The sequence below is a fragment of the Streptomyces sp. NPDC048411 genome, from assembly GCF_040704695.1.
Taxonomy (GTDB): Bacteria; Actinomycetota; Actinomycetes; order Streptomycetales; family Streptomycetaceae; genus Streptomyces.
Genome location: NZ_JBEZKL010000084.1, coordinates 23,107 through 32,203, shown reverse-complemented (window position 1 = coordinate 32,203; position 9,097 = coordinate 23,107). Strand labels below are relative to the sequence as shown.

Sequence of the window (9,097 nt, the reverse complement as noted above, 5' to 3'; positions counted from 1 at the left end):
GCACACCCGTAAGCTCGCGGGCGAGGCGTAAGCGCCTTCGGGAACCCGGCATTCCCCGGCAACCCCTGGCAACTCAGGTGGGTCATGCATGCGCTTTTGGGGTGCTGCGCGCTGCGACTCGGGGGGCGGGTTCGTGCGTACGCTCTGTACGCGCCGCCTGACTGAGGCTCGTAGCGGTGGCGTCGAATCAGGCGCTGGCGTTACGCGCCCGGTTGCGAGCGGCACGGCGCTTCATTGCGCGGCGCTCGTCCTCGCTGAGGCCACCCCAGACGCCGGAGTCCTGGCCGGACTCGAGCGCCCACTGCAGGCACTGCTCCATGACGGGGCAGCGACGGCAGACGGCCTTGGCTTCCTCGATCTGCAGCAGCGCAGGACCGGTGTTGCCGATGGGGAAGAACAGCTCGGGGTCTTCCTCACGACAAACGGCGTTGTGACGCCAGTCCATGGCTGCTACCTCTCCTTGGTATTACATACACGTTGCTTGTGAATGTGAACGCTTTCACGAATCCCCCCGCAGGTGATGGGCCGACGCCCAGATGAACTGGTTGTGGTCCTGTGCAAGTGAGGAGGGGTTCTGGCTCTCAGTGGAGGCCGTTGTTGCGGGCCGTCCCGATCGCCATGTAGAGATTCGCAAACCTCGGCGGCGGATACAACCCCTTCTGGAAACTTTTTTTTGATTCCTCGGTGTCGGCTAGGTCACAGCCGTACTTCCATGGGGTGGAAGCCAGTCCAAACGTTCGAGTTAAAGGACTTTGGGCCCTTCCACTCACACAATCACACGCAGTGCACGGCGTACGCCTGTGAACGTCACACTCGTACGCAGGCCCAGGTGGTCACCGTCCATCTGGAAGGGCAGCGGGGCCTTTGAATGCAAGGTGAAGTCCGTGAGGTCATGGAGTGAAACCGCGTGCTTGCCGTGCGGGCCCCTCTCGGGGGTCGAGGTGAGCAGCTGGGTGCCGTACCGGGCGACCGCCGGAGTGGAGAGGCGCTTCAGCCCGAGGACGTCCAGAGCGGTGTCGAACGACGCCTTCGGGGACGCGTACATCGGGCGATTCCCCAGATAGGTCCAGGGGGCGGTGTTCGAAATTATGGAGAGCGCGAGATCGGTGACCGGTTCCCGGCCGGGGACGTCCAGCGTGATCACCCCGTGCCGCCGGTGCGGCTCCTCCAGGAACTGCCGGACCACCTGGCGCACGTACAGCGCATGCGTGGACCGCTTCCCGAGTTCGCGCTTCTGTTCGACGCGGCCGACCACGCCGGCGTCGAATCCGAGACCGGCACAGAACGTGAACCAGCGTTCGGGGACCGATTCGTCCTCGGTGCCCGGCGTGCCGGCCGCATATCCCAGACCGACCGTGCGTTCGGTCCGGTTGGCGAGCGCGTCCAGGATGGCGCCGGTCGCCTCCACCGCGTCGTTCGGCAGGCCGAGGGCGCGCGCGAAGACATTGGTGGAGCCGCCGGGGACCACGGCCAGGCTCGGCAGGCTGTCTATATCGGGACCGCGGTGCAGCAGACCGTTCACGACCTCGTTGACCGTGCCGTCGCCGCCGAGGGCGACGACGAGATCGATGTCGTCCGAGTCCGCGGCCCGCCGTCCCAGGTCCCGGGCATGCCCCCGGTACTCCGTGGTCACCGCCTCCAGCTTCATCTCGCTGGCGAGCGCGTGAATGAGCACGTCACGGGTACGCGCACTGGTGGTGGTAGCAGCTGGATTGACCACAAGGAGTGCACGCATGACCGCCAGACTACCTACCGTGCGGTACCGGTCTGAAGCCCCGCCCCCTGCCCTTCACGTTCAGTGACGGCCCGGCTGCGAGGGGCTCGGGCGCGGCGCCCCGGCCCGGACCCCGGCTTCGCTTTCACCGGGCCGGGATGTCAACCTGCAAGGGTGAGTACTCAGCAGAACACGCCGTCCTCGTCGCCCATGGCCGAGCCGACGAAGCCGGCCAGGATCACTCTCGTGGCCGGGCTCAATGTCCTCGAAGGGGCGGCGCTCGCCCTCGGCGGGATCTACATGCTGGTCATGGGGCTGCTCGGCCAGCCCGAGAGCCCGCAGCAGGCGGAGATGGGCGGGCTCACTCTGATCGCTCTGGGCCTGATCCCGCTGATCGCGTCCCGCGGACTGATGCGGCGGCGCAGCTGGAGTCGCGGCCCGGCGCTCATCACACAGATCATCGCGCTGCCGGTGGCCTGGACGCTGCTGCGGTCGCACGGCGCGCTGATCCCCGCCGGGATCGTCCTTGCCGCGGTTTCGCTGACGGCGCTTTTCCAGCTGGCCAGGCCGACGACCCGGGAAGCGCTCGGCATCCGGGGACCGGGCGCGACGCCGGAGGCGTGACCTCGCGGCGCGGACGCACACCGTACGGCTGCTGAACCACAGCGCCCGCAGCCCGTCCGGCTACTCCTCGACGAGCAGCCGCTCGCGCAGCTGCGCCAGCGTGCGCGCCAGCAGACGCGAGACATGCATCTGCGAAATGCCGACCTCCTGCGCGATCTGCGACTGGGTCATGTTTCCGAAGAACCGGAGCAGCAGGATGCGCTTCTCCCGGGGCGGCAGGTCCTCCAGCAGCGGCTTCAGTGACTCCCGGTACTCGACGCCCTCCAGCGCCTCGTCCTCCGAGCCCAGCGTGTCCGCAACCGCCGGGGACTCGTCGTCCGTGTCCGGCACGTCGAGCGACAGCGTGCTGTAGGCATTGGCCGATTCCAGGCCCTCCAGGACCTCTTCCTCGGAGATGCCCAGTCGCTCCGCCAGCTCGTGCACCGTGGGCGACCGACCGTGCTGCTGGGAGAGCTCGGCGGTGGCCGTGGTGAGCGAGAGGCGCAGCTCCTGCAGCCGGCGCGGCACCCGGACCGCCCAGCCCTTGTCGCGGAAGTGGCGCTTGATCTCGCCGACGACGGTCGGCGTGGCGTACGTCGAGAATTCGACGCCCCGGTCCGGGTCGAACCGGTCCACCGACTTGATCAGGCCGATGGTGGCGACCTGGGTCAGATCGTCGAGCGGCTCGCCGCGGTTGCGGAACCGGCGGGCCAGATGCTCCACGAGCGGAAGATGCATCCGCACCAGCCGGTTGCGCAGCTCGGCCTTCTCCGGCGAGCCGTCGGGAAGCTCCCGCAGCTCGTAGAAGAGCGCCCGTGCCCCGCTGCGGTCATGTGGATCGTGGTGCCCGTGCTCGCTCATCTGGCCTGCCCGCTCCGCCTGCGACTGCTCCACCGCGACCGTACGGACCACCGGCCCGTCCGCCCCGTCCACCGGATGGGGCAGGGCCTGCTGCTCCGGGATGCCTGCTGCTCGCACCACCCCTGGTCGGATCGTCTCGTCCCGCACCGGACCGTCCCCGTTCCCGTTGCTCACGCCGGCCCGGGTCCCGCGCCGCGCTGTTTGTACAGGCTGATGCTGACCGTACGGTCATCGGCGACCGTGGAGTCGACCTTGCCGGCCAGTGCGGAGAGCACCGTCCAGGCGAAGGTGTCGCGCTCCGGGGCCCGGCCGTCCGTCGTCGGGGCGGCCACGGTCACCTCAAGGGAATCGTCGACGAGCCGGAACACGCAGCTGAGGACGGAGCCCGGCACGGCCTGCTGAAGCAGGATCGCGCAGGCCTCGTCGACCGCGATGCGAAGATCCTCGATCTCGTCGAGAGTGAAGTCCAAGCGCGCTGCGAGACCGGCCGTGGCCGTACGCAGCACCGACAGGTAGGCACCCGCAGCGGGCAGCCGGACTTCCACGAAGTCCTGATTCCCGGGCTCGCCTGCGATCTGGGACACCCTCACCTCCAAGGTGGCACAAACTCATTCGAGGTTCCGGGAGGGTGCCCCGGAGCCATGCGGTACGTCTTCGGTTCTTGGTCCGGCGACGCTATCGCGATCCATGATGCCGTGTCGCCGGGACCCCATCCCAACGACTGTCACTCATGGTAAACCCATGAGTACGCACAGTGGCTAGAGGTCTGTGGCAGTCAATTACGAAGAACCGGCGCCGGTTTGACGTACCCAGGCGTCAGACGATCGAACCGTCCTCGAAGCACCAACGCCAGCTCTCTCCCGCCTCGAAGCTCCGCATGACCGGATGGCCGGTCTCCTTGAAGTGTCCCGTCGCGTGCTGCAGGGGCGACGAGTCGCAGCAGCCGACATGGCCACAGACCAGGCAGAGCCGCAGTTGCACGGGGTGGGTGCCCGCGGCAAGACATTCGGGGCATGTGGCATCGAGCGGGACAGGCTCGGGGCTCGGCAGTTCGAGAACGTGCAGGCACTCACTCATGATTGTCAGGTTACGACGGATGCGAGGACCGTGAGATGGACGCATTGCCGCTGGTGGCACTGGTCGCGGCCAGTGCCGCGATCGCGGGCGCGGCGAGGCGCACCCCGGTACCGGCCCCGCTGCTGCTGGTGACCGTGGGGCTGCTCGCCTCCTACCTGCCCGGGGTGCCGACGTACACCCTGGACGCGCACATCGTGCTGCCGCTGCTGCTGCCGCCGCTGCTCTACACGGCTGCGGTCGACAGCTCGTATCTCGATCTGCGGGCCAATATCAGGCCGATCGCCCTGCTCTCCGTCGGCTACGTCCTCTTCGCGACCTTCGCGGTCGGCTGGCTGGCGTACCGGCTCGTGCCCGACCTGCCGCTGACCGCCGCGCTGGTGCTGGGCGCCGTCATCGCGCCGCCGGACGCCGTCACGGCCGCCGCCATCGCCCGTCGGGTCGGGCTGCCCGCCCGGGTCACGACGATCCTGCAGGGCGAGTCCCTGGTGAACGACGCGACCGCGATCACCGCCTTCAAGGTGGTGCTGGCCGCAGCCGTCGGCGAGGGCATGAGCTGGGGAGCCGGGATCGGCGAGTTCTTCCTGGCCGCGGTCGGCGGTGTCGGGGTCGGCCTGGTGCTGATGGTGCCGCTGCACTGGCTCCGTACCCACCTCAGGGAACCCCTGCTGCAGAACACCCTGTCGCTGCTGATCCCCTTCGTGGCGTACGCGGCGGCGGAACGCGTGCATGCCTCCGGAGTGCTCGCCGTGGTGGTCGTCGCGCTCTACCTGGGGCACCGCTCCTGGCAGGTCGACTTCGCGACCCGGCTCCAGGAGGCGGCCGTGTGGAAGATGGTCGCCTTCATCCTGGAGTCGGCGGTTTTCGCGCTGATCGGACTGCAGCTGCCCTTCGTGCTGAAGGGGCTCGGTACGTACGCCGTCGCGGAGGCGCTCTGGTACGCGGCTGCCGTGTTCCTCGCCGTCGTCGTGGTGCGCTTCGTCTGGGTGTACCCGGCCACGTACCTGCCCCGCTGGCTCTCGCGGCGGATCAGGGAACGCGAACCGGGGACCAACTGGACCTCGCCCCTGATCGTCGGCTGGGCCGGGATGCGCGGCGTCGTCTCGCTCGCCATCGCCTTCTCCATTCCGATGGTGACGACCGCAGGGGCCCCCTTCCCGGCCCGCAACCTGGTGCTGTTCCTGACCTTCACGACCGTCATCGGCACACTGGTCATCCAGGGGCTCACCCTGCCGCTCCTGGTGCGCATCCTGAAGCTCCCCGGGCGCGACGCGCAGGCGGAGACCCTCGCCGAGGCACAGGCTCAGAGCGAGGCGTCCGCGGCCGCCGAGGCGCGCCTGGAAGAGCTCCTCCAGGACCCGCGCAACTGCCTGCCCGGACCGCTCACCGACCGGCTCCGCACCGTCCTGGAGCGCCGCCGCAACGCCGTGTGGGAGAGGCTCGGCGCCTCCAATCCGCTGACCGGGGAGTCGGCGGACGACACCTACCGCAGGCTGGCCGGCGAAATGATCGAGGCCGAGCGCACCGTCTTCGTCCGGCTGCGGGACGAGCGCCGGATCGACGACGAGATGCTGCGGAACCTGCTGCGGCGGCTGGACCTGGAGGAGGCGGCGGCCTACCGGGAGGAGTCCGACGCCCCCCAGGGCTGACCCGTGACGACAGCGGCGACCGTGGTGCCCGGAGCGAACGCGCCCTCCTGGGCGAGTGTCGTCAGTCCATAGAGCATTTTGGCGACATAGAGACGCTCGACGGGCAGCCCGTGCCGGTCCTCGAAGTCGTCGGCGAAGGCGTGCAGCTCCGGTGTCGTCCGGGCATAGCCGCCGAAGGCGAAGCGCTCGTCCAGCGACCACGCCCCGGCCGGGCCGCCGAACGCCTCCCGCTGCAGCTCCCGTACCGCGTCCCCCAGGAAGCCGCCGCGCAGCACCGGAATGCCGAGTGCCCGCTGACCGGGTGCGAGGCCCGCGGCGAGACCTGCGAGGGTGCCACCGGTGCCGCACGCCACCGCGACCACATCGGCCCGGCCGTGCAGCTCCCGCCCCAGCGCTGTGCAGCCCTGTGCGGCCAGGGCGTTGCTGCCGCCCTCCGGGACGACGACGCACTCCCCGCAGTCGCTCAGCAGCCCCGCCAGGACCGCTGGATCGGTCTTCGCGCGGTACGTCGCACGGTCCACGAAGCACAGACGCATGCCGTCCGCCGCGCACTGCGCCAGCGACGGGTTGAGCGGGCGGCCGGCCAGCTCGTCGCCGCGCACGACGCCGACGGTCGGGAAGCCGAGCAGCCGGCCGGCGGCGGCGGTGGCACGCAGATGGTTGGAGTACGCACCGCCGAAGGTCAGCACGGTGCGCCCGGCGGCGGCCGCCAGGTTGGCGGAGAGTTTGCGCCACTTGTTGCCCGGCAGATCGGGGTGGATCAGATCGTCGCGTTTGAGCAGCAGCCGCACGCCGTGCCGGGCGAAGCGCTCGTCCTCGGCCGGTTGCAGGGGTGACGGGAGCACCGGCCGCAGCCGGGAGAGGGCGGGCGGGTCGGAGGGCATGCGTCCATTGTCGCCCGGCACCCCGGTGACCCAACGGCCTCCCCCACGACAGGGAGTGGGCTCCCGGCGTCATGCGACTCCTCCCCCAAGCTCTCGGCTTCGCTTGAGCAGGGAGGGGCCCCCTTCGGCATTGTCGTCGGTCACCGACGCTCCGCGTCGACTCCGTCCGACGCCTTGCCGTCGAAGCCGCATGACGCCGCTCGATGATCCACTCCCTGTCGTGGGGAGGCGGTAAGCGGGGGCGTGCGGCTACGTCAGCCGGTCGTGGATCCGGGCGCGCAGGTAGTCCATCGTGAAGCCGCGCGGATCGACCTTGCCGGGCTCGTTCATCAGGGCTTCGAGGAAGGTGCTCGCGGACATGGGTGAGGACATGGCCGACTCCTTGTGCGTGTGGGGGAGCGAATCCTTACAGCGCTTGTACCGGAGTGCCGGGCTCCGAGCCATTCCCGGGCTCTCTGTTCGGGCGGTGTGCGAGCCGATCCGGTCAAGTCCGCGAGCACCCACGGCGGTTCAGTCCTGGGCGAGCCACAGGTCGGGACCGAACACCTCGTAGTGGATGTCGGCCGCCGGGACACCCTTGGCCAGCAGCTGGGTGCGCACGGCCCGCATGAAGGGCAGCGGACCGCAGAGGTACGCGTGCGTGCCGGGCCGGACCGGGATGCTGCCCAGGTCGACCAGGCCGGTGCGGTCGGCCGGGTGGCCGGGCTCCGGGTTCTCGTACCAGAAGTGTGCCGAGCCGTCCGGCAGCTTCGCGGTGAGCTGCGCGTGGTCGGCGCGCAGGGCGTGGTCGGCCGGGGAGCGGTCGCCGTGCACGACGGTGACCGGGGCCCGGTGGCCGGTCGCCGCGAGGTGCTCCAGCATCGACAGCATGGGGGTGCAGCCGATGCCCGCGGAGGCGAGCAGCAGCGGGGCGTCGACGGCGTCGATGACCAGATCGCCGTACGGGGCGGAGACGCGCAGCCGGTCACCGGCCCGAGTGGTGGCGTGCAGGTGCGCCGAGACCTCGCCGTCGGGCGAACCGTCGCCGTGCACCCGCTTGACGGTGATCGAGTGCAGCCGGGAACCGGGACCGCAGGTAAGGCTGTACTGCCGTATCTGCCGGGCTCCGTCGGGCAGTTCCACCTGCACGGAGACGTACTGACCGGGCCGGAAGTCGGGGGCGGGCGCGTCGTCGGCCGGGCGAAGCTGGAAGGTGGCGACGTCGTCGTTCTCCTCGATCCTCGCGACCACCTCCCATTCACGCCAGACGTCACCGGCGACGAGGCCCCGCTGGGCGTAGAGCCGGTCCTCGATGGCGATCAGGGCGTTGGCCATCAGCCAGTAGACCTCGTCCCAGGCGGCCGCGACCTCCGGCGTGACCGCGTCACCGAGCACCTCGGCGATGGCGGCGAAGAGATGAGTGTGCACCACCTCGTACTGTGCGGCGGTCACGCCGAGCGAGGCGTGCTTGTGGGCGATGCGGCTGAGCATCACGTCGGGACGGGTGTCCGGGTGCTCGACCAGCTGGGTCGCGAACGCGGCGATGGACCCGGCGAGGGCCTGGCGCTGGGCGCCGGAGGCCTGGTGGCCGCGGTTGAAGAGGTCGCGCAGCAGCTCGGGGTGGGCGTCGAAGAGTTTCCGGTAGAAGAGATCGGCGATGTCCCCGATGGCTGCGCCGACGGCGGGGAGGGTGGCACGGACGGTGGCGGTCGACGACTCGGAGAGCATCGGGCGGACTCCTCAGGATGTTGAATTGGTATTTCGGATTCTTATTTTTGGCACGGGTAAGGCCGGGCTGTGCCGGGCGGGGGGTTCAGTCGGCGGGACGGCGGCTGCTGATGCCGATCAGCAGGGGGCCGGTGGGAGAGGTGACGAGTTCGGCGACGGTGATCGGGTCGAGCGAGGCGTAGAAGGCCTCCTCCGCCAGGCGCAGGGCGCCGCGCAGTCGGCAGGCCGAGCGCAGCGGGCAGGGGGTGCTGCCCTCGCACTCGACGACATCGCCGGGCCCTTCGAGCTGGCGGACGAGTCCGCCGATCGATGCGGACCGGCCGGCTCCGGTGAGGGTGATCCCGCCGCCGCGGCCGCGTCGCGCCTCGATCAGGCCGAGGTGCTGGAGCCGGGCGACCACCTTCGCGGTGTGGGTGTACGGCACCTGCATGGTCGCCGCCACCTCCCGGGTGGTCGGCGGATCCTCGTTCTCCACGACGGCGAGGCGCATCAGTACGCGCAGCGCCACGTCGGTGAATCTCGTCAGCCGCATGACCGTCACGTTAGATAACTTGCATCGAGGATGCAAGTTATTCGCGCCCGGAGGCATCGCGGAGCGTCGTGCC

11 protein-coding genes are annotated in these 9,097 nt (G+C 69.8%); 2 read left to right on the top strand and 9 right to left on the bottom strand.

What is annotated here, in order from left to right:
• Nucleotides 1–187: 187 nt before the first annotated feature.
• Both AB0915_RS25845 and AB0915_RS25840 read right to left on the bottom strand, forming a co-directional pair.
• A complete protein-coding gene (locus AB0915_RS25845) occupies nt 188–445 on the bottom strand; it encodes a WhiB family transcriptional regulator (protein WP_003953983.1) in 258 nt (85 codons plus the stop codon).
• Nucleotides 446–766: 321 nt separating this feature from the next.
• Nucleotides 767–1,735, bottom strand: a complete 969-nt coding sequence (locus AB0915_RS25840) for a diacylglycerol kinase family protein (protein WP_366693340.1) — start codon at nt 1,733–1,735, stop codon at nt 767–769.
• A 153-nt stretch (nt 1,736–1,888) separates the two neighbouring features.
• On the opposite strand from AB0915_RS25840, the gene AB0915_RS25835 reads away from it, so the two are divergent.
• On the top strand, nt 1,889–2,338 hold the full coding sequence (locus AB0915_RS25835; RefSeq protein WP_366693339.1) for a hypothetical protein: 450 nt from the start codon (nt 1,889–1,891) through the stop codon (nt 2,336–2,338).
• Between the two features lie 60 nt (nt 2,339–2,398).
• Here the strand turns inward: AB0915_RS25835 and AB0915_RS25830 are convergent, their stop codons facing one another.
• The 3 genes from AB0915_RS25830 to AB0915_RS25820 form a co-directional block, all read right to left on the bottom strand.
• Complete coding sequence (locus AB0915_RS25830) at nt 2,399–3,325, bottom strand: RNA polymerase sigma factor SigF (RefSeq protein WP_358859775.1); 927 nt, start codon at nt 3,323–3,325, stop codon at nt 2,399–2,401.
• A 23-nt stretch (nt 3,326–3,348) separates the two neighbouring features.
• A complete protein-coding gene (locus AB0915_RS25825; protein ID WP_030915678.1) occupies nt 3,349–3,762 on the bottom strand; it encodes an anti-sigma regulatory factor in 414 nt (137 codons plus the stop codon).
• A 232-nt stretch (nt 3,763–3,994) separates the two neighbouring features.
• Nucleotides 3,995–4,255 carry a UBP-type zinc finger domain-containing protein gene (locus AB0915_RS25820; RefSeq protein ID WP_366693338.1) on the bottom strand — a complete coding sequence of 87 codons (261 nt, stop codon included), beginning with the start codon at nt 4,253–4,255 and terminating at the stop codon, nt 3,995–3,997.
• Between the two features lie 35 nt (nt 4,256–4,290).
• On the opposite strand from AB0915_RS25820, the gene AB0915_RS25815 reads away from it, so the two are divergent.
• Complete coding sequence (locus AB0915_RS25815) at nt 4,291–5,901, top strand: Na+/H+ antiporter (protein WP_366693337.1); 1,611 nt, start codon at nt 4,291–4,293, stop codon at nt 5,899–5,901.
• Here the strand turns inward: AB0915_RS25815 and AB0915_RS25810 are convergent.
• From AB0915_RS25810 to AB0915_RS25795, 4 genes are all read right to left on the bottom strand, one after another.
• Nucleotides 5,868–6,785, bottom strand: a complete 918-nt coding sequence (locus AB0915_RS25810; RefSeq protein ID WP_366693336.1) for a pyridoxal-phosphate dependent enzyme — start codon at nt 6,783–6,785, stop codon at nt 5,868–5,870. The genes AB0915_RS25815 and AB0915_RS25810 overlap by 34 nt on opposite strands.
• 249 nt (nt 6,786–7,034) lie before the next feature.
• Nucleotides 7,035–7,157, bottom strand: a complete 123-nt coding sequence (locus AB0915_RS25805; protein ID WP_366693335.1) for a hypothetical protein — start codon at nt 7,155–7,157, stop codon at nt 7,035–7,037.
• A 138-nt stretch (nt 7,158–7,295) separates the two neighbouring features.
• Nucleotides 7,296–8,492: a globin domain-containing protein gene (locus tag AB0915_RS25800; protein WP_366693334.1), complete on the bottom strand. Its 1,197-nt coding sequence runs from the start codon at nt 8,490–8,492 to the stop codon at nt 7,296–7,298.
• A gap of 85 nt (nt 8,493–8,577) precedes the next feature.
• A complete protein-coding gene (locus tag AB0915_RS25795; protein WP_366693333.1) occupies nt 8,578–9,024 on the bottom strand; it encodes an Rrf2 family transcriptional regulator in 447 nt (148 codons plus the stop codon).
• Nucleotides 9,025–9,097 lie beyond the last annotated feature (73 nt).

What these genes read in the sequence shown, in the direction of transcription:
- AB0915_RS25845 (WP_003953983.1), bottom strand. Translation starts at nt 445, where the DNA reads ATGGACTGGCGTCACAACGCCGTTTGTCGTGAGGAAGACCCCGAGCTG.
- AB0915_RS25840 (WP_366693340.1), bottom strand. Translation starts at nt 1,735, where the DNA reads ATGCGTGCACTCCTTGTGGTCAATCCAGCTGCTACCACCACCAGTGCG.
- AB0915_RS25820 (WP_366693338.1), bottom strand. Translation starts at nt 4,255, where the DNA reads ATGAGTGAGTGCCTGCACGTTCTCGAACTGCCGAGCCCCGAGCCTGTC.
- AB0915_RS25815 (WP_366693337.1), top strand. Translation starts at nt 4,291, where the DNA reads ATGGACGCATTGCCGCTGGTGGCACTGGTCGCGGCCAGTGCCGCGATC.
- AB0915_RS25810 (WP_366693336.1), bottom strand. Translation starts at nt 6,785, where the DNA reads ATGCCCTCCGACCCGCCCGCCCTCTCCCGGCTGCGGCCGGTGCTCCCG.
- AB0915_RS25805 (WP_366693335.1), bottom strand. Translation starts at nt 7,157, where the DNA reads ATGTCCTCACCCATGTCCGCGAGCACCTTCCTCGAAGCCCTGATGAAC.
- AB0915_RS25800 (WP_366693334.1), bottom strand. Translation starts at nt 8,492, where the DNA reads ATGCTCTCCGAGTCGTCGACCGCCACCGTCCGTGCCACCCTCCCCGCC.
- AB0915_RS25795 (WP_366693333.1), bottom strand. Translation starts at nt 9,024, where the DNA reads ATGCGGCTGACGAGATTCACCGACGTGGCGCTGCGCGTACTGATGCGC.